The sequence below is a fragment of the Chryseolinea sp. H1M3-3 genome (assembly GCF_029360725.1).
Classification (GTDB): domain Bacteria; phylum Bacteroidota; class Bacteroidia; order Cytophagales; family Cyclobacteriaceae; genus Chryseolinea.
This window is the reverse complement of the sequence record NZ_JARKMY010000002.1, coordinates 26190-48016: the sequence shown is the minus strand read 5'-3', so window position 1 is coordinate 48016 and position 21827 is coordinate 26190. Positions and strand designations below refer to the sequence as shown.

The window sequence follows — 21827 nt, the reverse complement described above, 5'->3', positions numbered from 1 at the left end:
ATTTAATTACGTAGAAAATCGATTGCAGTACAGAGTATTAACAGGCCGGATATCTGTGCTAGGGGTCTTGACATCGATTATTTCCAAAAAATTCGATCCATTAAAATATGGTACACCCAGTATGGTGATTAAAAAGAATGCTGTAAAAAAACTTTTACTTTGCGGCTTGATTGGAAAAGAACCTCAATGAAAAGAATCCTCATCTTATACTATACACAATCCGGACAACTGTTGTCCATACTTCAATCACTTGCAAAACCTCTCATTCACGCAGGGCATACTATACACTTTGAAGAGATACAACCTGAGGAAAAGTTTCCTTTTCCATGGAGCTCATATCAGTTTTTCAATGCATTTCCGGAGGTGTTCAGTCAGAAGCCCCAATCTTTAAAAAATATATCCTCCAAAGCTGCAAACGGATATGACTTAGTCATCTTAGGCTATCAGCCGTGGTTTCTTACTCCTTCAAGGCCGGTTAGTTCATTTTTACAAAGTGCGGAAGGCCGACGGGTATTATCTGATAAACCAGTGGTAACGGTTCTGGGTTGTCGAAACATGTGGCTCGGCGCTCAGGAAAAAGTGAAGAAAAAATTAAAAGAAGCTGACGCAAAACTCATTGGCCATATCGCGCTCATGGACCGATCGGCTAACTTAACAAGCTTGATTACGATCCTGAGATGGATGTTTACCGGCGACAAAAAACCTTTCTGGATTTTTCCCGCCGCCGGAGTTTCCGATCGTGATATAGAGCATACCCAAACCTTTGGGGAAATTATTAATCAAGCTCTTGTAAAAAATGAGCTAGAAAACTTGCAGACAAAATTAAATGAAGCGGGGGCTATAGACATTAAACCCAACCTGGTGTTGTTGGAACGACGTGGGCAAAAAGCTTTCTCGGTGTGGTCTAAATTTATTGCTTCCGGTGGGCCTGTCCACTCGACAGGAAGGAAAATCAGGGTTTACATTTTTATGTATTTATTACCTGCGGCAATTTTTGTTTTGTCCCCATTATTGTGGATGCTCTCACGGATTTTGCTAACTGTAAAAAGGAAAGAACTAATACAGGATGTTGAGTATTATAAACAGAATTCGCTACGCAACAATTAAGATCATTTTTAAAAATTGAAAAAGGTACAAGACGAAATTTTTTGTAATACCAAGGTGTTAGTACGTTATCACTATCAGGTTTCACCAATTACCATACGTTGTCGATGACCCCAAAAAGGCTTTAAATTTTTTAATTCTTATAGGAAAGAAGTACTTTCGAACTCAAATTGCCCTTATAAAAACTGGCAACAAAGACCGCAAACTTATAGCAGAGAATGAATAGGAGTGTTTACATAACCAAATTAGCAAGTTTCTTACCTAATGATCCCGTGTCTAATGACGAGATGGAGAATATTCTCGGGAAGATCAATAATCAAGCATCCAAGGCGAAGCCTCTTATTTTACGCAATAATCAAATTAAAACCAGGTATTACGCTTCCGACAAAGAGGGAAATCCTACCCATACCAATACAGAGCTGACAAAATTAGCTGTCGAAAAACTTTTTGATAAGAGTTTTGGCTTGGAAGACATTGAAGTTTTGTCTTGTGGAACAACGTCACCCGATCAGCTTTTACCTGCACATGCCGCAATGGTTCATGGCGCGCTTGGGGGAAATCCTGTTGAGATCAATTCTACTACGGGGGCCTGCAGTGCAGGTATACAAGCATTAAAGTTTGGATATCTTTCTATCCTGTCCGGTACCGCGTCTAACGCAGTGTGTACCGGCTCAGAACGATTTTCCATCTGGATGCTCGCAAAATATTTCAAAGAAGAAGGCGAAAAGGTTGCTCAACTGGAGGGTGATGGAATTATCGCTTTTGAAAAGGACTTTCTACGTTTCATGCTATCGGATGGCGCCAGCGCAGCATTACTGCAAGATATGCCTAATGCAAATAGTTTATCCCTTAAGATAGAATGGATAGAACAACGATCCTTTGCGCACGAACTGCCTGCTTGTATGTATGCTGGTGCGATAAAAGATGAGGCCGGTGAATTCATCGGATGGAGTGATTTGGATCAGGATGTATGGACGGGTGAGTCTGTCTTTGCCATCAAACAGGATACTAAATTGCTTGGCGATTTTATTGTAAAAAAAGGCGGACAGCTTCTGAAGGATCTCGCTGCATCAAAAAAGTTCGATCCCGAAAAAGTAACGTACTTCCTGCCGCATCTTTCGTCTCAATATTTTGCTTCCCGCATCGCGAAAGAGCTGGAATTAATAGGATTGAATATTCCGTCTTCAAAATGGTTTACAAACTTGTCGTGGGTAGGCAATGTAGGTGCTGCCTCACCTTTCCTTATGCTGGAAGAATTATTTAATTCTGGTAAGCTGAAGAAAGATGATCAGCTATTGATGATGGTTCCGGAAAGCGCACGGTTTAATTATGCATACATTTTGTTAACAGTAGTTTAGCCACCCCGTTATCCGTTATATGATGAAAGTTTTCTGACGTACTTCTTAAAAATGAACCTCAAACGGATCACAATATGGAAAAAGATCAGGTACCACAAGATCAGGTAAACCTAAACGAAGGCAAGCTTGCAAAACTCTACTATGCAACTGACGACAAAGGCCACTATGTTAAAGTAAATAGCATTGGGTGGGAGCCTGAGACAGTGGCCATGCAGCAAGCATGGGATGTGGTGTTTGACGAGGTAGAAGAAGCCCGAACAAAAGTATTACAAGGCAAAGCCAGCCCGCTGTTGTACCACATCAGAAAAAATATCATGACCCATGCAATGGTAGCCAGCTATGCCTCAACGTTTGGCTTCATGGTAAGACTGCATTGTTATCCATATTTTTTTAATAAACTTTCCCGGAAGACATTGGAGCGATACGCATACACGTTCCGCATAACCGTTGAAGAGCTCACCGATATAGAATCACTCAGAAAAAATGATCGTTAACTTCACTCACAAACAATCTGCACACTGTGAAAGTGGTGTCGTTTCAAATCTGTTGCGCTTTCATGGATTAGAATTCGATGAGCCAATGGTCTTTGGGATCGGCTCTGGTTTATTCTTTTCCTACCTGCCGTTTATTAAGGTTAACGGTATCCCTGTAGCTGCTTACCGGATTTGGCCAGGGCAAATCTTTAAACGTTTCGCCGATCGCATCGGCATTAAAATCGAGACTAAAAAATTTTCTAATCCAACAAAGGCCATGACGGCCCTCGATCAGATGCTGGAGAAAGGCCAACCGGTCGGAATGCTTACATCCGTGTTTTACCTGAATTATCTTCCTGCCGCATACCGTTTTCATTTCAATGCCCATAACCTGATTGTCTTTGGAAAAGAAAACGGAAAATACCTGGTGAGCGATCCGGTAATGGAATACACAACGGAGATATCTTATGACGACCTTGTTCGCGCGCGCTTTGCAAAAGGAATGCCCGAACCCAGCGGCCGGATGTATTATCCCGTTGAAGTGCCAAAAGACTTCAGCCTGGAGAAAGCATTATGGAAAGGCATTAAACAAACGAGCGACAATATGACGCGTATACCAGTACCCATCGTCGGCTCCAAAGGCATGAAATATCTTTCAAAACGGTTGAGATACTGGCCAGAACGAATCGGCGATCGAAAGGCCATTCAATGGTTAGGTAATCTTATAAGGATGCAGGAGGAGATTGGAACAGGCGGCGCGGGATTTCGTTTTATCTATGCAGCCTTCCTTGATCAGGCAAGTGCGAAATTAGAGAATGACAAACTTTTCAACCTTTCCAGGCAACTTACAAAAAGCGGGGATCAGCTTCGCGATTTTGCATATTACGCCGGAAGAGTTTGTAAAAATCGCAAGTCGGATACCAAAACTTTTGCTGAACTCGCTGACATGCTGGAAGCTTGCGCTGCGGAGGAACATGAAATTTTCCGCCAACTCTATGAAGTTAGCAAATCAAAATGAGTACAGGGGCCATACGATTAGATAGCATCACGAAGCAGTACCCCAACTCAGCTAAACGCGCTGTTTCAGAATTAACACTCGAAATTCAGGAAGGATCGGTGTTCGGTTTACTGGGTCCCAATGGCGCGGGAAAATCTACCACAGTCATGATGCTATGCGGTCTTATGCGTCCGGATTCGGGATCCATCTCTGTCTTCGGCACAGATGTGATGGAAAATGGTGCCGATATCCGAAAACACATTGGCGTAGCACCTCAGGAAATAGCGCTATTCCCAACCCTCACTGCCTATGAAAATCTGTTTTATTTTGGCCGTATGTATGGGTTGAAAGCCTCAGAAATTCGTGCGCAGATTAAAAAATATTTACAGGTTTTTGGTTTAAGTGAAAAAGGAAATAAAATAGTATCGACATTTTCGGGCGGCATGAAAAAAAGGCTGAACCTTATTGCTGCCTTACTCCATCAGCCAAAACTTATTATACTCGACGAACCAACGGCTGGGGTAGATGTACAATCGCGAAACATGATCCTCGATTTCCTGGAAACCTTGAAGAAGGAGGGTACGACGATCATTTATTCCTCACATGTATTGGAAGAAGTTGAAAGAATTTGCTCGCATTTGGGAATTATCGATGAGGGTAAATTGATTTCCACAGGAACCCGCACTTCGATCATGGGTGCACACGATGACTGCAAAAACCTTGAACAGGTATTTTTAAAATTGACAGGTAAAAATATTCGCGATTGAAAATTTTAGCCACCATATATAAGGAGTTTCTGCTGCTGATCCGTGATCCCGGAGGGATGGCCCTAATTTTTATCATGCCGCTTGCACTAGTAATTGTAATGGCATTGGTACAAGACGCACCATTTAGGGACTACCAGGAAATAAAACTTGAAGTAATTTTTGTTGATCAGGATCGCGATTCATTAAGTGCCAAAGTATTGAAGGCTTTTAAGGCTTCTCCCAATGTTAGCCTAATCGTAAAAAACGATACCACGGAAGCAAAGAAACTTGTTCAGGCGGGAAATTTTAAAGCGGCTATTGTACTTCCGAAAAATGCAAGTGCCGATCTGCGGCGAAAAACAAAACAGTTAATTTCAAGGGTGTTTGCCAATTTTGGCTTTTCAGCCGAAACTGACTCCGCCACACTTCCAGTCATTGATATTAAAATATTTTTTGATCCCACTATTAAATCGAATTATAGACAAGCGTTATCGGGCGCGGTAGAAAAAATTGCAGCAAATGTGCAAACCGAGTGGGTGCTAGACGAACTACAACAACAGCTGAGCGAGGGAAGAGAAGAAGCACCCCAAAAAATTACTTTTGACATCACCAAGATCATGCGCATCGACGAGCGCTATGCATCGGAAAATAAATACCAGGGATTGATGTTGAATTCTGTACAGCATAATGTTCCTGCATGGACCATGTTTGCCATGTTCTTTATCCTTTATCCCTTGGCCGGAAATTTTATCAAGGAAAGAGAAGAAGGAAGCATGCTTCGTCTTCGACTCATTTCAGGATCGCAATGGCCTGTAATTTCAGGCAAGTTTGGTTTCTATTTCATGATATGCCTTTTGCAATTTGTATTAATGATTGCCGTCGGCATTTACATCATGCCATTGCTCGGCTTAACAAAACTTGTACTGGGCAGCAATCCGTTAGGTATATTGCTTACGGCCAGCTCCGTTGCGATGGCAGCCACAGGATATGGCGTGCTGATAGCAGTATATTTCCGTACGCCGCAGCAAGCGCTTTCTTTTGGGTCTGTGTCGGTTGTAATTCTTTCGGCCATCGGAGGTGTTTGGGTGCCCGTGTATGTGATGCCCGAGATTTTACAGACCGTTAGCCGATTTTCTCCCATGAGTTGGGGATTGGAATCCTTTAATGATTTATTTTTGCGTCAAGCCTCGATACGCGCCATATTACCAAATGTTTTACGATTAATGGGTTTTGCGATGGCAGCACTGGCTACCAGCGTAATTATCCACAAGTCCAGAACAGTTGTGTAAACAAATTTTAAATACCAAACCATGAAGCAACAGACTATAGATGAACTTATCGTAGAACTCAGGGAAGAGCTCATCAAACAACTTAATCTCGAAGACACCCTTCCGGAAGGCTTTGATGAGAATACGCCCCTATTTGGAGAAGGCCTCGGGCTTGATTCCATCGATTCGTTGGAGCTGGTCGTGCTTTTGGATAGAAATTATGGTATTAAATTAAAAGACCCGAAAGAGGGTCGTCACGTATTTCAAAGTATTCGAACGATGGCTGAATATATTGCTAAGAACAGGCCACAAGTATGAGTCATCGTGTGTTTATCACAGGTTTTGGCATCATCACATCCATTGGTAAGAACGCAGAAGAAAATTTCCAATCGCTTGTCAAAGGTAATTATGGTTTTGGACCCTTGGAAGTTCTGGAAACCGTCCATCGGAATTCCTTATCGGCATGCGAGGTAAAATTCGCCGACAAAGAACTATATGAACAAGCTGGCGTCGACGCTAAGCAAGGGTTTACACGGACAAGCGTATTAGGTTTGATCTCCCTCCAAGAAGCAATTAATGATGCAGGACTAACACACGAAGAAGTAAAAACATCGGGATTGGTTTCCGCCACAACAACGGGTGGGATACGCGAATTTGAAAAATTCTACTACGAATTGATGGATCCTGAACTTCAGGGTGACTTTGTTCGCTTTACAGATACTGCCACATCGGGAGAACACTGTGAACGATTGGCAGATTATGTCGGAATTAAAAAATACCTGGGCACCATCAGCACTGCATGTTCCTCCTCAGCAAACGCTTTAATGCACGGTGCTCAACTGATCAAGAACAATAAACTTGATCGTGTAATATGCGGGGGCGCAGAAGCATTGTCAAAATTCACCGTGAATGGGTTTAATGCATTGATGATTCTTGACAAGGATCATTGCCGCCCTTTTGACAGCTCACGAAGTGGACTCAATCTTGGCGAAGGTGCTTGCTACCTCGTGCTGGAATCGGAGGCTGAAGTAAACAGAAAGAAGAGAAAACCCATTGCAGAACTGAAAGGTTACGGCAATGCAAACGATGCCTTCCACCAGACAGCTTCTTCACCGGATGGTGCAGGAGCTTATAGCGCCATGAAATTAGCGCTTTCTTCTGCCCGATTAAACCCGGACGAAGTGGATTATGTCAATGCACACGGAACGGCCACCGAAAACAATGATCTATCTGAAGGCTTGGGCATGAAACGTGTATTTGGCAATACAATTCCATATTTCAGTTCAACCAAACCGTATACTGGCCACACCCTCGCGGCAGCCGGCAGTGTCGAGGCTGCTTATTGTTTGATGGCAATAAAACATCAAATGATCTGGCCAAATTTGAATTACAAACATATGATGCCCGAACTTGGCATTGAACCAATAACAACATTAAAACAGAAAATTGACTTAAAGAATGTATTATCCAATTCTTTCGGATTTGGAGGTAATACATCTTCACTACTTTTAGCATCAGTGTAGGGGCATGGGAGAAAAGGTTGAATATTTTATTAATGGTGCAGGTATAATCTCACCGCAGAAGACTTTCGATTCTAACGTCTTTCTGACCGATGTTGCCCAATATGATAAAAATGTTTTAACCTGTATAACGCCGGATTTTAAAGCCTATATAAATCCGATACAAATGCGCCGCTTAAGTCGCATGCTTAGGATCGGGCTGTCAGCTGCAACGATATGCCTACGCGATTCTAAGGTATTCATGCCTGATGGGATTGTCACAGCGACTGGATATGGTTTCCTAGACGAGACTGCAAAATTTCTTGGAGAGGTGCTTAAACAAAACGAAAAACAGCTGACGCCAACGTACTTTATGCAAAGCACGTCAAATGCTTTGGCTGGACTTGTTGCGCTAACAATAAAATGCATGGGTTATAATAACACCTTTGCAAGCAAAGGATATGCCTTTGAGAATGCGTTGACTGATGTCATGATGCAGTTAAACGAAAACGCTTCAGCCAATTTTCTGGTTGGCGCTTACGATGAGGCTGCAGAAGTCCAATACAAAGCCAGCATGCGTGTAGAACATTTTAAAAAAGAATGCATCAACAACCTTTCACTTTTTGAGACCCCTACGAAAGGATCGATTCAAGGTGAAGGTTCTGCCTTCTTTATGTTAACTCGAAAACAATCGGTTTCTACATGGTGTGGCCTTCTGGACATGCACGTTGTATATAAGCCTGAAGGGAATGAATTAAACGACGCCCTAAAAACATTCCTGTCCAAAAATCATATTCAACCGAAGGATATCGACTTGATTGTGAGCGGCGCCAGTGGCGATATCGATCATGATGCAATCCTGGATTCGGTCATTCAGTCCAGTTTACATACCACCTTTCAAACGCGGTTCAAACATTTATCCGGAGAGTACTGCACAGCCACCGCGTTTGCACTTTGGCTGGGGGCATCTATGCTAAAAAATCAAACAGTACCGGAGGTTGTGAAAGTTAAGAAAACCCAATTACCCGAAAGGCTAAAGAATATTCTAGTGCTCAATCATTATATGGGGAAGAGCTTTACATTTATCTTGTTGACGGGGCTTGATTGATCTATCGCCTTTTCCAAACAACTGACATTAAAAATCTATTTTGTCCGTTCCTTCGCAGTTTCACGCACAAGCTTGATCGACATAAAGCCCAACACTACCGTTACTAGCGCAATCGCTACCCAAATAATCGTCTTACTTGTAAAGAAAGTATGCGGGGTTTCTTCCGAAACGGTTTGTGAAAATTTGATTTCATGCACTTCCAGCATAGCGCTTTTAGCTGGAATGCTATCGCGAAAAAAAGAAAGGTCGTAAACAGGAGGCGTCAATTCCGGATCACCGAATTTAAGAACGTATTGGTCGTCGTGATCTAACCATGCCGTTAAATAACGGTTTAATTGAAATGCTTTTACATCGGCTATCGTGAGCGGTGGGTTATCTTCGTTTTCAATTTCAATTACCAATTCCTGAGCTCGTGTGTCATACAATTCAACAAAGGCGGTTCGTCCGGAGGTAAGCTCAAACTTTTTAATCGGTTTATAATAGCCCGATCGTTGCCCATTTTTGGATATCCTAATTCTTTTCTCGAGAACGGTTGCATTTCTTCTATAATATTTTGCGCCGCTTACAACTACTTCAAGCTTGTCTATAAACTGAAGTGAACTTAACGCTAAACGCACATAGGTTTTCTTTTGCACCGCACTATCGGAAGCATGTGTTCCTACAGGGAGCTCTGTAAATTTTCCTGTTGACGTTTCAGATTCATAGTATCCTACTTTCAGAATATTCAGTGGGGCCAAAGCACTATCGCTTATTTTAAGTAAATAAAACTCGTAGTTGCTCCAGGGGAAGCCAACTAGTTTTATTTCTTCAGTCTCCTGCGAACCACCGGGTGCACTCAGGGCAAAATAGTCTTTAATCGCAAACCATTTTTTCTGATCATCACTTCCCAACAGAGATGCCTCCCGCCACGCATCAGCATTCTTTATCTTTAGATGTATATTGTTAATGGGATTTTTTTTCGCGTTCCTTAATAACAAGGACGTACAGCAACCGGGTTTACTATCCTTCTCAAGGATTTCATATTCAATAAAATTTTCCTGATAATAATTTGGCAACTCCTGTTGCAGGATGTAAGGGACCTCGAGGCCTTTTTTATTATAGATCCTAATATCCGACAAGACGTCATTTAAATGAGTGCCTATTTGTGGTGATAAAACTATCCGATAGAAGTCATCTTTCTCTATAGCAGGTAAAGCCGCCTCCGCTTTGAACGTTTGCCCGCCGCTATAAGAAAAGCTCAACACAAAAATGGTGACAATTATCCCTCTCATGATGCGCTTTTATTTTCTGTTTTATCTGTAACTGGCACATCGGCCAGCAAAAGCCTCTTTAATCGCTGATACATAAATGAAACAATTAGTAACAACACACCCAAAGAAATAAACGCTGCAATTTTACCGCCTTCCGAAATTCCTTTGATGTCAATAAGAAATAGTTTTATAAGCGTAATTAGAAAAAGCGTTAACGAAATGATGCGCAGATGTTTTATTTTCTTTTTCAGCCCTATCGCAATCAATACAAAAGAGGTAATACCCCACAAGATCGGGTACCCGATTTTATGATTTTGATTTAAAATGTGCGACAATGATTCATCAGGTTCGTACGCCATTACGACCACGACATTGTCCAACTCAGCGCTAGTCAGGAAGACAAAGAAAAAAACATAAAACCACGAATAGAGGTTATACGTCTTTTCATTAAAAGCTTTCATCTGTTGAATTCTCACAAGACTTAAAGCAACGACTAACAATAACAACCCGATCAACACGTAATGAAATATAAATCCGGTACTTACGTCGATGCCGTTCACATAGTCATTCCGCACAGCGATGATCTCGCCTTGATAAAAGAAAAGATATGACAACATGGCGACCACACCCAAAAGAGCAAATGCATCTTTAACATCTGCCGGCAATACAAATTTCTTATGTGCCACCAACAGCCCGGCCAGAAATAACATGTTGTAGCTTCCAATGATGACGTTTTGTGTCGAATAATTAAACCCGTGTTCAAAAAGCTGGTACTGAAGTTCTAAAAAATTAGCCATGTACAGAATACCTATGGCGACCGTTGTAATAGCGGTTTTATATATCCTGACATTTTCTGACAGCTCAGATTTCTCTAACCTTAACAAAAAAAGTGTACCGATCAACGAAACGAATGCAACAACACTTGTTATGTACGCTTTATTAAACACTATTCTTAAAATTGTCTCCTCATTGCCTTTATATAGCTGCTGCCAGTCCATTGCCAAACTGATAACCATCAATCCGGTAATAACGACAGAAGCTAACTTCATTAACCGAATACCCGATTTTTGCGAAAGCCACAAAAGAAGCACTGCCTCAGCCGACCAAAAAAGCGTAATGTAATTGCCTTCCAATTGGATTGGGGCCGCTAAGCTTATAAACGTCAAAACCAATCCAATTAAAAGAAAAACTAAATTCTTATCGACACGGCCGCTACGATGGAGCGTATAGGCGAAAATAAAATTGAACACTCCCAATGCAGTTGTAAAGAGACCTTTGTAATCTTCGCCATATGTATTATTCAACAACGTCATGCCTGCTGCGTAGTAGAAAAAAGTGTTACTCAGCAACAAACTAATATCAAGACTTTTAAATGCGGCTCTATTCCTCACATTATTAATGATGTTCATGGCAAAAAACACCAGGTAAAACAGCGTAGAAAATATCAATCCACCCCACACCATGGAAGGTTCATCACTTTCGAAACTCTCGATCAGCCATGTACCAAAAAGTAACACGGTGAATACGTACGAAACAATATTGACTAAATTCCACTTCTTATAATATGCCAACACCAGCATGCCAACATCGAGAATAAAAATGTAGATGAATAGGACGACGTAATTACCTTCGCCCGTGCTGACCATAAATGGCGAACCAAAACCTCCCAATATGGAAAGTATCGCCAGTTCAACTCGGTTGTATCCTAGCGATAACACAACGGCAAAAGCAGTTATACCCACCATCATCACAAAAGCAGCCGTCTGACTAAACAAATGATATTCGTGAAATGCAATAGCAATAGTTAAGTATAAAATTGCAAGACCTCCACCAACAAGCACTGAACTAAATGCAACAAACGTCTTTCGCAACTTGTGGGCTACGCCTAACAAAATTCCTCCGCATAGAATACCGATAAAAACGCGACCGATCTCGTTAATCCAATCCTGATCTATGGCATACTTCACAAAGAATCCTATGCCCAGCACCAAGATCCCGATCCCGATTTTATTCGCGAGATTCTCACCAATGAATTTCTCCAGATCAGGATTGCGTTCGAAGAAACCTGGCTTCTTGGGTTTGGTAATGTTTGGAATCGGTTGGCGAACAGGTCCGCGAGAAGGGGGCGGTGAAATTGCCGGCTTAATTACAGCGGTCTCTTCTTTTTGCATCACCTCCTCCTTAATTTCAGGTTCGGCGGCAAAAGTTTCTTTAACGGGCGCCTCGGGCATTGTAAAAGCGGGCTTCACCACTTCCTCAGCCGTTGATTGTTTTGCCTCCGGTCGGGTGGCGTTCTGACGTTGTGTTTTTAATTCCGCAGACAACAAGTCAATTCTTTCCTGAAGCATTTGGAACTTGTTGGAAATGCTATTCTTAATACTTAGCAGAATAAAGAATATGATCAGGAAAAGAATAACCAGAATTGCTTCCATAATGCATTGTGAAGTTTGGTATTTGGTTTTCGCACGACTATTTAGCTTGGGGTAGTGATTGGTTTAGAGCTAACCTCTTTTGTGACTTAAGTATTAGAATCCTTCGTCATCGCCTTCCGCCGCTTCCTTCTTAGGCTGTTCTTCAACGGGAGCTTGTTCTGTAGTTTTCTTCTCTTTCTTCTGCGTTGCTCTCCTTCGTTTTTCTTCTTTTTTAGGCGCGTCCTGAGGTGTCTCTTCCTGTACTTGTGGCGTCTGCACCGGAGCTTGTTCTGTTTGTTGTGGTATACGTTGTACTTCTTCGCCTGGGGCATAAGGCGTCACTGCTGGTGCTGCGCTTTCATTCAAATCATAAGGCACATCGATATCATAATAATCTTTCCGGAACCGGTTGATAAATGACAGTGTCTCGTCGTCACTTCCGGGAATAAAAGCTACCTCTCCTATTTTAGCTTTTCCGCCGTTGGTCTTTTTGGTAATGATGCTATTGAATTCCGAATTGGAAGATTGAACAAGTAAACGATTATCTTCTAAGCCAAAGTAAAACCATGCTTCAGGGGATGCTTTTATAAATACATTAAATACCGGGCCACCGTCCTCTGTTTTCTTGACCTCCATAAATCCTTCAAATGCTCCGTTAATATCATTCCTACCGATATTTGACATCCCAAGCTTACCCTCGCTGTAAAATGCTTTATGCTTAGGAGACCATTTCAAGTTCACGTTCGAAAAAACAAGTGGTTTCGCTAATGGCATCAATGTGCCTAACGAAACATAACCTTGCAAGCTCTTTTGCTCATATTCTTTAACAGCACGCTCACCCAGAAAATCAGCGATCTTGTATAGCAATTCTGTCTGATCGCCCAGCCCTTCATCTGCTCCTTCATTTTTGATCACATCTTGAATTTGCTTCGCCATGATGTCAAAAGCCTGAATCGGAATATTTGAGTCAACCATAAGAAACGAGTTCATTTTAACCTCATTCGTCTCCATGTTGCCTTGTCCGATGGCGGAAGCCGTAACATTGAAATCCTTGCTTCCCTTAAACAGGTTTACAGGTCCTTCAAATCGAACTTGCATAGTTTCATCTTTGTAGGCAAAAACTTTACCTGAAAGCTTATTTCCCCTGGCTTTTTCAATGTCTTCGATTTTAAACTCATGAGAAGCCGTGTCATAATACAACATTCCGTTGGGCTGAAAAAAGTCTTCATCATCCTCAGAATGCTTATTGTTTAGAAACGTGAAGTAAAGATCGTTGTCCGCTGAGCCTACATGTAGTCCCGCATTGACATCAGCACCATCTTCTGTCGTAGCCGTATTAAAATCAATGAGCACATCGGTCTCGTCACCGGTCTGACTATACGTAATCCAACTGTTATAATTTTTTATACGCTTGATATCCAATTTCACAAATCCGTTCAGTTGCAGTGCTGGACGGGTAGCATACATGATCATGTCACCTTTATAAAACATCCCTGCACCTAATACAAGATTTTCTGTATCAGATACTGAACCCGTTGCTACGGTTTGCATACTTGCACTAGGAGCTTTTCTACGGGAGGATCTTTTGGTTTCTTCTTCTGCAACGATTGGTTCCAGATGGAAGTCTGACATCTTGATTGCAAAAGTGTCGTTCAAGAAATTAACATACTGATAGGTAGCGTATCCCGAAAATTCCTTTCGCGAGACGATGTCTACCACTCCTTCGGTAAGTCGATGATAACCGTTTAACGTATCCAACACAATGGTGGTGTTTTTTAAGGTTCCGATTTTAGCATTCTCAAGAATTAACACCTCGTTATTTTCCGGGGTAATCTTGGCATCGGCCACAATGATGTAAGGGATACCACTTACTTTCAGCTCCTGTGTCTTTAAGTTGTAGACCGCTTTTTCGGCATTAAAATTAAGCGAGTCAAGTTCTTTGCGAGTGGAGTAAAAGTAAGAATTCTCCAACGGTACACCTGGATCTTTGCTCATGGTGATTTTCTGTTCATCCAAGTCCCACCGCATTTTAGGGATCGAAGTCTTAAACTGTGCAAATGGAAAATCAATTGCAGCTTCACCTTCTACTTCCGGACTGATGTCTGCATAGTTTTGCTCCAGGTCGAATTTCAATTTCACATCATTACCCTGTAGCAATGGTTTGGTAGGGTCATCGGATTTTACACGAAATCGTGCGCGTCGTGCACCAAAATCTTTTCCGTTAAAACTCAATCTTTTTGAAACCAATTCTGTTCCCCGGGTCTCCAGTTTACCAATACCTGAAACACCATTCTTCGATACAATAACAGTTCCCTGCATTTGTGCGGACGAGTCATAAAACATGAATGGTGCTTTTACATTCTTGATTCGCATTTCATCTTTTTTCGGAAACCATTTCATTTCAAAATCTGTCAGGGTTGCTTGCGGAAAAGTGACTTCGCCAAATTGCTTCCGCTCAAGCCGGGCATCCGTTCCTTTTGCTGTTACAGAATCGGGATAAAAGACGAAATCATTTGCAGTTACAGAAGCTGCAAGAAAATTAATCGTACCGAGGCCGCGAAGTCCGCGGTTATTCATTGTAAGATTTCCTTTCATCCGCCCATCGCCTTCATAAAGCTGATAGCCGGTAGCCGGTATTTTGTGTTCAAAACCCAACGACTTGTCTGGTTGTGTATGCAACTTTTCTTTAAAAGATGGGAACATACCACTGGAAACAAAAGTCCCCTCAAAATTTATGGATGCCGGATCGGCATTGTTCAAACTGTCAAGTTTAAAAGCGGGCACAACAAAAAACATCGACCGGTCATATACGCCACCCAATACTTCCTCCCGGTCAAAATAAATCGCTCCTCCCGCCGCGGCGTCAAGTCGTGGAAAATCGGGTATCCTTTTCTTACCAGATTTGTTGTTCGACTTACTGATAAATAACGTTCCGGAGGATTTTGATTGATCGCCAAGTCCGCCTACAGCCGCAGCTGTTGAATCAGCACTAACCATCGAGTTATTAATTTTTCTCCGCATGCTTTGCCCACGTGAATTCGTTTCAGTCACGAAGAAATTGATCGAATCAATGTGGGTAAGTTTGATAAAGAAACTGTCGTATTTGAGTGTAAACCCTTTGCCACTGATCTCAAAGTTTCCCGCCGTAATGGATCCATCAAACTTGATGTCACGGTTTTGCAGAATGGTTATAATACTGCTATCAGGTTTAATCCGAACATTTAATGAATCACTCACCTTAAATTCGTCTACGCCGCGAACGATCATATAACCTTCCGGAAAATTTAACGTCGCATTTGGAAAACTATCGATCACGGAGTGAATTTTCAGGTTATCATAATCCATTTCACCCTTATAGGCTTTGTAAATCAAAAGCGCCTTATCCTTCACCCTTACAAGGTCCATGTTTGGATAATAGACGATCAGTCCCTTTTCGTTCAAGAATTCAATTGCCGCTTTAATATCACGCATTTCTTTACCTGAAAAAGCAGCCAAATCGCCGGAATAAAATTCCTTCACATTGTTTTTCAAACAGTAGTTGGCGACCAGCGCCAGCGGATGAAACGAAAACCCCTGTCCTTTCAATAACCGAAAATCTTCGGGGTCATAAAAATCTATTGATTCAATAATCAATGGCACCGTATTCCGCCCGCCATCCGTTAGTAGATTGAGACTATCGGAATTCAGGTCCCATTGAATTACATCTGAGGCAAAGTCTACATTAAAAAATGTAGATGAATACGGAGAATGTTTCATAGCGCCTTTGTCCTTTTTTAACAAAAGCCGTTGTGTGCTATCACCAAATGAATATTTCATCCGTACAACGGGGTGGGTAATCGAGTCTTTGCCTTGAATGATATTGATGCGGGCCTTTAACGAAATAATTGTCGAGTCCGTAATTTGAAAGTCGGACGAGCGCGCAATGAACTTAGGCTGTCCCTGATGCGATACTTCAATCGTGGAAAGTGCTCCCGACACGGAAGCGCTTGTTACTTTTCTGCCAATCAGCCCAAATCCCCCTGTATACTTTACGTTTTCATCGCCGATTCCTTGTATTTGTAGGGTATTCTGAAAAGACTTAAATCTGGGATATGTCGAGGGCACAGAATCTTTTCGCGCAACCGACTTATATTCTAAGATACCAGGAACAAAACCTGGTGTTTTTCCGATGTAATTTAATTTTACCAAGTCGGACCGGAATTCTGGTTTGGCAACATTAAAGTTATAAGAAACCACATTGCAGATTACACTGTCGGCACTGAGGTGCGCTGAAGACCAATCAAACCTACCCTCCTCACCTACAAATATATTTGTGCGAAGAGAAATCATTCCTTCTGTGTTCTTCAGAAAAACAGAGTCGTAAGCCGTTACAAAATTCAACGATACTTTTGAAAACCGAATTACAGGCCCCTCAATGATAGGAGGTGGTGGCGGATTCATCCACAACGGGGGTTCGACAAATGTGGTGTCGGATAATGGATCAAAGGAATCCGTTGAGGTTAGATTTTCCTCTACAACTGTTTCGTCTGAAGATAGCTGTGACGTTGTATCATTTAAATCGATGGTTGGTGCCGGCGCGATGTAGTCGAACGAATAGTCATCATCCCTTGCATATAACCTGGAGGACTTTTCATAATGCAATGCATGATGTGTAAAAAACGTATTGCTTACTTTTAGAAAATTAAGGGCTTTTGCAGAAGACTCTGATTCGATAACGAGACCCGCAACACGGATAAAGTCAGAGATTTTAGCGGCATCTGCTTTTTCAACATTTACGGCACTGGCTATGGCATTAAAATAATTAACCAAGTGGGGACGAACGGGAAATTTTTTCTTCCTCATCTTCCAAACCTGCCCCTGTATGGCAATTTGCTGGTCTACTCTTAAACTGCCCCAAGCCGTCGCAAACGCAGCGCTCGCCGCAACGGCATCGTCTTTTCGGGTATTTTCCAGGGCAAGGCGTACACTATCAGGAAAGCTGACGGGACTCGTGTCAGATTTCTTTTGAGCCGTCACCAAAAAGGCCGAAAAAACAAAAGAAATGAGTACGTATACCTTAATTCTTTTCACAAACTTAAAACCTTGAAATTGGGAAATAATGGGTAAATAAACTACGCGACACACCTTCGACTAAACGCCCATGTAAGAAAAAACGTGCAAACAACTGGAAAAGTCTTTTAATAGCGGGCGAAACGGGTCAGGATTTGCTTTAAAACAACCAATATTTTGCAGAATAAACATCCCATTTCCCCGGCAAAACCCCAGTGGTAGTCCAATTGTTAACTTATCCTTGAAAAGCCAAGCATCGATCGATACCTTGCAATTTAAATGGGTGTTATTCTATAACGTGAGCAGATGAAAATTTCCTTTCTGATTTTTTTTAGTTTTCTCTTTATCCTCCTTCTATTCTCGATCACAACTTACATCAATTTTCAGCAATCCGAGGAAGTAAGCGAGAACTCAAAGTGGGTAGATCAATCAACTACCATCATCCGGAACAGCAACCGGTTCCAGCGTAATATTCTAAATATGATCAGCGGTTTGCGAGGATATTTATTTACCAGTGAGAATTATTTTATCCAAGCCTATGACTCTGCTAAAGCCGAAAACGAAACGATATTATCGGAACTGACAGCACTGATCCCGCCGCGCACCGCGCAGGCGACCCTGCTGGGGGAGATTAGGAACATTAATGATAACTGGCTTAATGATTTTTCAACGCCTTTAATCGAAGCCAAAAAACTGGCCGACGATTCTGACAGTACCCTCATAAGCTTTAATAAATTATACCGGGAGAAACTCACGCAAGGCACAGAACGGTATCTAAACCGCCAACTGCAGGAGAAAATCCGGGTATTCATCAACAACGAGTATAACAGCCGTGATGAAAGAACGCAAATCCTCGATCAATCCGTGCGACGTACCCGTGCCATTTCGTTCGTGCTTACAACTCTATCCATAATTGTTGGCTCAATAATTTCTATATTCTTAGCCTATCGCATCTCCACTCGTATTATGTTGATGGTTAAAATGGCAAATGAAATTGCTGGCGGAAATTACGAAGTATACACTAAAGATTCTGGAAGAGATGAGCTAAGTAACCTTGCGCACTCGCTGAACAACATGGCCCAAGTTTTAAAAGAAAACATCACCCTATTAAAACGTAAAAATCAAGAGCTTGATCAATTTGCCCACATTGTTTCGCATGATCTTAAGGCACCCCTTCGGGGAATCGATAATGTGGTTTCCTGGATAGAGGAAGACCATTCTGCGGAGATGTCACCCAAACTGATCGAATACATTCATATCATTAAAGGGCGACTCCTCAGGGCAGAAAATTTGATTCATGGAATTCTTTCCTATGCACGCATTGGTAAAGAGACACAAGAAAAAGAAGATGTAGATTTGAATCAGCTAGTTGATGAGATCGGAGAATCGTTAACGATGAAATCAGGAATAAAAATTCTCGTGTACCCCAAGCTTCCTAAACTTTTTACTGAAAAGGTGCCACTTGAACAAGTATTTTCAAATCTTATTGGTAATGCCGTTAAGCACCACGATAAAAAGAATGGTGTAATTAAAATATATCACAAAGAGTATTTACAGCATTACGAATTTTTTGTTGAAGACAACGGGCCAGGCATTGGCAAAAACTATCACAATAAAATTTTCGTAATTTTCCAGACTTTACAAGAAAGGGACACACTTGAAAGTACAGGCGTCGGATTAGCAATTGTGAAAAAAATTCTTGACGACAGGAATCAAAAAATTCACATCACTTCCGATGCGGGGACGGGAGCAATTTTTTCATTTACATGGCCTAAATAATATTGTATGGACAAAGTAGTAAACATTTTACTAGTTGAAGATGACAATCTTGACGTCATTGACGTTAGACGATCATTGGATAAAATGGGGATTCTCAACAATATGACGGTCGCTAAAAATGGAGAAGACGCGCTTGCATTGCTAAACAGTAAGACAAAATCCCATGAAGCTGATTTGGATATTGCCCTCATCGATATTAACATGCCCAAGATGAATGGGCTTGAATTTTTGAGCACCATCAGGAAGATGGACGAATGGAAAGATTTAAAATGTTTTATTATTACTACCTCAGATGAAAAGGTAGATCGTATGGCCGCAAAAGAATTAGGTATCTCTGGCTACATTGTTAAGCCACTGAAACTAAATAACCCTTCGTCCATGGATGCATTCAACCTAATGATCGATTTGATGAATTTCAAAAGTAAAATTTAATCGTTTATTCTAATAGCTAATTCCCAAGCGCCGTTGTCCTGATCTTCCTTAGGTATGGGTAATTAAACAGGACAAGAGCAATGCTGATAATGCTATAACCTATCACCTGCAGCGCTGTGACATGCTCCTTAAAAATTATTAATGCGATCGTGAAGTTAATGATCGGGTTAATGTACATCAGTATACCAATCGTTGCAGAATTGATTTTATTTAATGCAAAGAGATTGAGAAACAAGGGAAGAACGGTAAAAAAAATAGCGATGACGGTGATGATGCCGTAGAAGCCAGGAGCGTCCGGCACAGCGTCGATGAGGTAACCATAAATTAGCGTAAGAAGAAAGAGGGAGAATAGAATCTGGACACCCAAAACTAATATCCGGTCAAATCCTTGATTCTTTCGTTGTGAAATCAAATATAACGCGTAAGTCAAAGCTGTTAAAAAACTATAGCCCAATTCCAGCAAAGAACTTAGTCCCATGATTACACAACTTATGGCACATAGGCCTACCGATATCCATTGGAGTACCGTCAACCGTTCTCGAATCAAAACATAGCCTAGCACTGCTGTAATAACAGGGCATATAAGGTATGAAAAGGAAGCCGTTTTAATGTTGATGGCATTCACTGTGTAAATAAACGTTAGCCAGTTCACACATAACAATGCGCCACCCACGAGTGTGAGCAATAGCACAGTGCGTTTCTTATGCGCGGTCATGGACACAAAAATCTGCCTGTCATGCCGGAGCTCGTTACGTTTAAAGAAGGAAATGATAATCAGTAATGTGATTGCAGAAAAAAGTATTCGGAAATATAAAATCTCACCGGCCGAATAATTTTGAAGTGCGCGCAAGGGAATGGAGAAAAAGCCCCAGATAACAAATGCCGAAACAGCAGCGGCGTAATGCTTTTGATTCATCGTAAATTAATGGTGTACGAAGCTCTCCGATTGTAAGGAACGCTGAAGCCTGACAACCGAGTGCCACAAGGTATGCAATGTTTGCTGAAAGGAAGAACAAGATTAATTTAGTTTTTCTTCCTCTTTCTTAGCGATTATCCTTTCTTTTTTGATATCGATGCGGATAAAAGCATAGATGCTCATATAAAGATTTGCAATCCAAACGATTGAAAAACCTGCAATGAGATATCCGGCCCAATTATCGAGTAATAATTGGTAACGGGTTATGATCAGCATAAAGATCGTTACGTAATGACTGAAACAATATTCACAGGTAAAAAGGTAAAAGAACTTTCTGAGTGCAAACGATTTAGAGGACTCTGACCTTTTTTGACAATACTCACGCGGTTCACGAAAAACTTCTTCGTGTGTTACCGTCCATGCAATACACGCCACCGGAATTGACAGAATAAATAACCAGATCAGCTGGGTTGTTAGCTCCATGCATGCTAAAACAATCTGGTAACCGCTATGTTATAATTTCGTCTTACTAAAGTGTCTCTTAGTAATTATAAGATCACAAGCTCTTCAAGTACGCCAGGCTTGCAGGCACCTGGACATTCACAGCATTACTTTCGTCTTCAATGTAGTAGTGTTGAATATCAGACTTTTTAGCTGCCTTCATAATGGAGGCAATGTTAATTTGGCCAGTGCCCAATGCAACATTACTGTCGGTATCGATTTTTCCTGTAGCATCGCCTTTCACACCTTTTCGAACATCCTTTACATGCATAAGCTTAAATCGCGAACCATACTTTTTGATTAAATCGGCTGGATCGTAGCCTGGAAGGTAGGCCCATACAATGTCCAATTCAAAGCTAACAAATTTGGGATCTGTATTAGCCGCCAGATAGTCAAATAAGGTACCGTTTTCATAGGGAACAAATTCATATCCATGATTATGATAACAAAATGTCAGGTTATGATTTTCCTTTAGAAACTTTCCTGCTCTATTGAAATCGTCGGCTGCCTTTTTAATAATTTCGGCATTAACTGTAGTTCCTTCATGCGGGATCCAGGCAACACGAACAAATGATGCGCCCAGCGTCTTAGCATTCTCGGCGACTTCGGCAGTTTTGTTCACCAGGTCATCATAACTTACTCCAAATGAAGTGCACTGCATTCCCCGCTCATCCAACATCTCCCGTATTTCTTTAGCAGTTCTTTTAAACAAGTTTGAAAATTCAATATTTGTGATACCAAGACGTTTGATTGTATCTAATGTGGCAGCAACATCCTTTTCGAAGCTCTTCCGGTAAGTGTAAGAAACTATACCAGGAGTATTCTTCAATGTCTTTCCGAAAGACTGGGCGAAACAAAAGTTCGAACAAATGACCAGGATAAATAAAACAACAATTCGTTTCATGAAATTTCTTTTTATGTATTTAGTATTTAAGT

17 protein-coding genes are annotated in these 21827 nt (G+C 41.4%); 11 read left to right on the top strand and 6 right to left on the bottom strand.

Translation table 11 applies throughout. The features are described from left to right. The first annotated feature begins 186 nt into the window (after positions 1-186). The 9 genes from P2W71_RS07580 to P2W71_RS07540 all read left to right on the top strand — a co-directional run bounded on the left by P2W71_RS07580 (position 187) and on the right by P2W71_RS07540 (position 8553). Positions 187-1107, top strand: coding sequence for a hypothetical protein (locus tag P2W71_RS07580; RefSeq protein WP_276369186.1), 921 nt, complete (start codon positions 187-189; stop codon positions 1105-1107). 215 nt (positions 1108-1322) lie between these two features. Further along, complete coding sequence (locus P2W71_RS07575) at positions 1323-2462, top strand: beta-ketoacyl-ACP synthase III (protein WP_276369184.1); 1140 nt, start codon at positions 1323-1325, stop codon at positions 2460-2462. Between the two features lie 74 nt (positions 2463-2536). After that, on the top strand, positions 2537-2956 hold the full coding sequence (locus P2W71_RS07570) for a hypothetical protein (protein ID WP_276369182.1): 420 nt from the start codon (positions 2537-2539) through the stop codon (positions 2954-2956). Further along, positions 2946-3953 carry a BtrH N-terminal domain-containing protein gene (locus tag P2W71_RS07565; protein ID WP_276369180.1) on the top strand — a complete coding sequence of 336 codons (1008 nt, stop codon included), beginning with the start codon at positions 2946-2948 and terminating at the stop codon, positions 3951-3953. Before P2W71_RS07570 ends, P2W71_RS07565 begins: the two co-directional genes overlap by 11 nt. Beyond that, positions 3950-4699, top strand: a complete 750-nt coding sequence (locus P2W71_RS07560; protein WP_276369177.1) for an ABC transporter ATP-binding protein — start codon at positions 3950-3952, stop codon at positions 4697-4699. Before P2W71_RS07565 ends, P2W71_RS07560 begins: the two co-directional genes overlap by 4 nt. Continuing rightward, entirely contained in the window at positions 4696-5967 is a 1272-nt protein-coding gene (locus tag P2W71_RS07555; RefSeq protein ID WP_276369175.1) for an ABC transporter permease, read from the top strand. Before P2W71_RS07560 ends, P2W71_RS07555 begins: the two co-directional genes overlap by 4 nt. A 21-nt stretch (positions 5968-5988) precedes the next feature. Continuing rightward, positions 5989-6264, top strand: coding sequence for a phosphopantetheine-binding protein (locus tag P2W71_RS07550; protein ID WP_276369173.1), 276 nt, complete (start codon positions 5989-5991; stop codon positions 6262-6264). After that, on the top strand, positions 6261-7469 hold the full coding sequence (locus tag P2W71_RS07545; RefSeq protein WP_276369172.1) for a beta-ketoacyl-[acyl-carrier-protein] synthase family protein: 1209 nt from the start codon (positions 6261-6263) through the stop codon (positions 7467-7469). The genes P2W71_RS07550 and P2W71_RS07545 overlap by 4 nt, the downstream gene beginning before the upstream one ends. Positions 7470-7473: 4 nt before the next feature. After that, positions 7474-8553, top strand: coding sequence for a beta-ketoacyl synthase chain length factor (locus P2W71_RS07540; protein WP_276369170.1), 1080 nt, complete (start codon positions 7474-7476; stop codon positions 8551-8553). 35 nt (positions 8554-8588) lie between these two features. Here the strand turns inward: P2W71_RS07540 and P2W71_RS07535 are convergent, their stop codons facing one another. From P2W71_RS07535 to P2W71_RS07525, 3 genes are all read right to left on the bottom strand, one after another. After that, entirely contained in the window at positions 8589-9824 is a 1236-nt protein-coding gene (locus P2W71_RS07535; RefSeq protein ID WP_276369168.1) for a hypothetical protein, read from the bottom strand. Continuing rightward, on the bottom strand, positions 9821-12235 hold the full coding sequence (locus tag P2W71_RS07530) for a DUF2339 domain-containing protein (protein WP_276369166.1): 2415 nt from the start codon (positions 12233-12235) through the stop codon (positions 9821-9823). Before P2W71_RS07530 ends, P2W71_RS07535 begins: the two co-directional genes overlap by 4 nt. Before the next feature lie 93 nt (positions 12236-12328). Then, on the bottom strand, positions 12329-17284 hold the full coding sequence (locus P2W71_RS07525; protein ID WP_276369164.1) for a hypothetical protein: 4956 nt from the start codon (positions 17282-17284) through the stop codon (positions 12329-12331). Between the two features lie 285 nt (positions 17285-17569). On the opposite strand from P2W71_RS07525, the gene P2W71_RS07520 reads away from it, so the two are divergent. Then, positions 17570-19042 carry a sensor histidine kinase gene (locus P2W71_RS07520; protein ID WP_276369162.1) on the top strand — a complete coding sequence of 491 codons (1473 nt, stop codon included), beginning with the start codon at positions 17570-17572 and terminating at the stop codon, positions 19040-19042. 6 nt (positions 19043-19048) lie between these two features. After that, entirely contained in the window at positions 19049-19474 is a 426-nt protein-coding gene (locus P2W71_RS07515) for a response regulator (protein ID WP_276369159.1), read from the top strand. 16 nt (positions 19475-19490) lie between these two features. Here the strand turns inward: P2W71_RS07515 and P2W71_RS07510 are convergent, their stop codons facing one another. From P2W71_RS07510 to P2W71_RS07500, 3 genes are all read right to left on the bottom strand, one after another. Continuing rightward, the gene (locus P2W71_RS07510) at positions 19491-20390 is read right to left on the bottom strand and encodes an EamA family transporter (RefSeq protein ID WP_276369157.1); all 900 of its coding nucleotides are present in this window, start codon (positions 20388-20390) and stop codon (positions 19491-19493) included. Between the two features lie 102 nt (positions 20391-20492). After that, positions 20493-20873, bottom strand: a complete 381-nt coding sequence (locus P2W71_RS07505) for a hypothetical protein (RefSeq protein ID WP_276369156.1) — start codon at positions 20871-20873, stop codon at positions 20493-20495. Positions 20874-20946: 73 nt separating this feature from the next. Further along, entirely contained in the window at positions 20947-21795 is an 849-nt protein-coding gene (locus P2W71_RS07500; RefSeq protein WP_276369153.1) for a sugar phosphate isomerase/epimerase, read from the bottom strand. Between the last annotated feature and the right edge of the window lie 32 nt (positions 21796-21827).

Bases quoted from the DNA above. Each gene is read 5' to 3' on its own strand.
- P2W71_RS07540 (WP_276369170.1), top strand. From the start codon at position 7,474: ATGGGAGAAAAGGTTGAATATTTTATTAATGGTGCAGGTATAATCTCA.
- P2W71_RS07560 (WP_276369177.1), top strand. From the start codon at position 3,950: ATGAGTACAGGGGCCATACGATTAGATAGCATCACGAAGCAGTACCCC.
- P2W71_RS07510 (WP_276369157.1), bottom strand. From the start codon at position 20,390: ATGAATCAAAAGCATTACGCCGCTGCTGTTTCGGCATTTGTTATCTGG.
- P2W71_RS07580 (WP_276369186.1), top strand. From the start codon at position 187: ATGAAAAGAATCCTCATCTTATACTATACACAATCCGGACAACTGTTG.
- P2W71_RS07515 (WP_276369159.1), top strand. From the start codon at position 19,049: ATGGACAAAGTAGTAAACATTTTACTAGTTGAAGATGACAATCTTGAC.
- P2W71_RS07535 (WP_276369168.1), bottom strand. From the start codon at position 9,824: ATGAGAGGGATAATTGTCACCATTTTTGTGTTGAGCTTTTCTTATAGC.
- P2W71_RS07565 (WP_276369180.1), top strand. From the start codon at position 2,946: ATGATCGTTAACTTCACTCACAAACAATCTGCACACTGTGAAAGTGGT.
- P2W71_RS07520 (WP_276369162.1), top strand. From the start codon at position 17,570: ATGAAAATTTCCTTTCTGATTTTTTTTAGTTTTCTCTTTATCCTCCTT.
- P2W71_RS07570 (WP_276369182.1), top strand. From the start codon at position 2,537: ATGGAAAAAGATCAGGTACCACAAGATCAGGTAAACCTAAACGAAGGC.
- P2W71_RS07575 (WP_276369184.1), top strand. From the start codon at position 1,323: ATGAATAGGAGTGTTTACATAACCAAATTAGCAAGTTTCTTACCTAAT.
- P2W71_RS07550 (WP_276369173.1), top strand. From the start codon at position 5,989: ATGAAGCAACAGACTATAGATGAACTTATCGTAGAACTCAGGGAAGAG.
- P2W71_RS07505 (WP_276369156.1), bottom strand. From the start codon at position 20,873: ATGGAGCTAACAACCCAGCTGATCTGGTTATTTATTCTGTCAATTCCG.
- P2W71_RS07530 (WP_276369166.1), bottom strand. From the start codon at position 12,235: ATGGAAGCAATTCTGGTTATTCTTTTCCTGATCATATTCTTTATTCTG.
- P2W71_RS07545 (WP_276369172.1), top strand. From the start codon at position 6,261: ATGAGTCATCGTGTGTTTATCACAGGTTTTGGCATCATCACATCCATT.
- P2W71_RS07500 (WP_276369153.1), bottom strand. From the start codon at position 21,795: ATGAAACGAATTGTTGTTTTATTTATCCTGGTCATTTGTTCGAACTTT.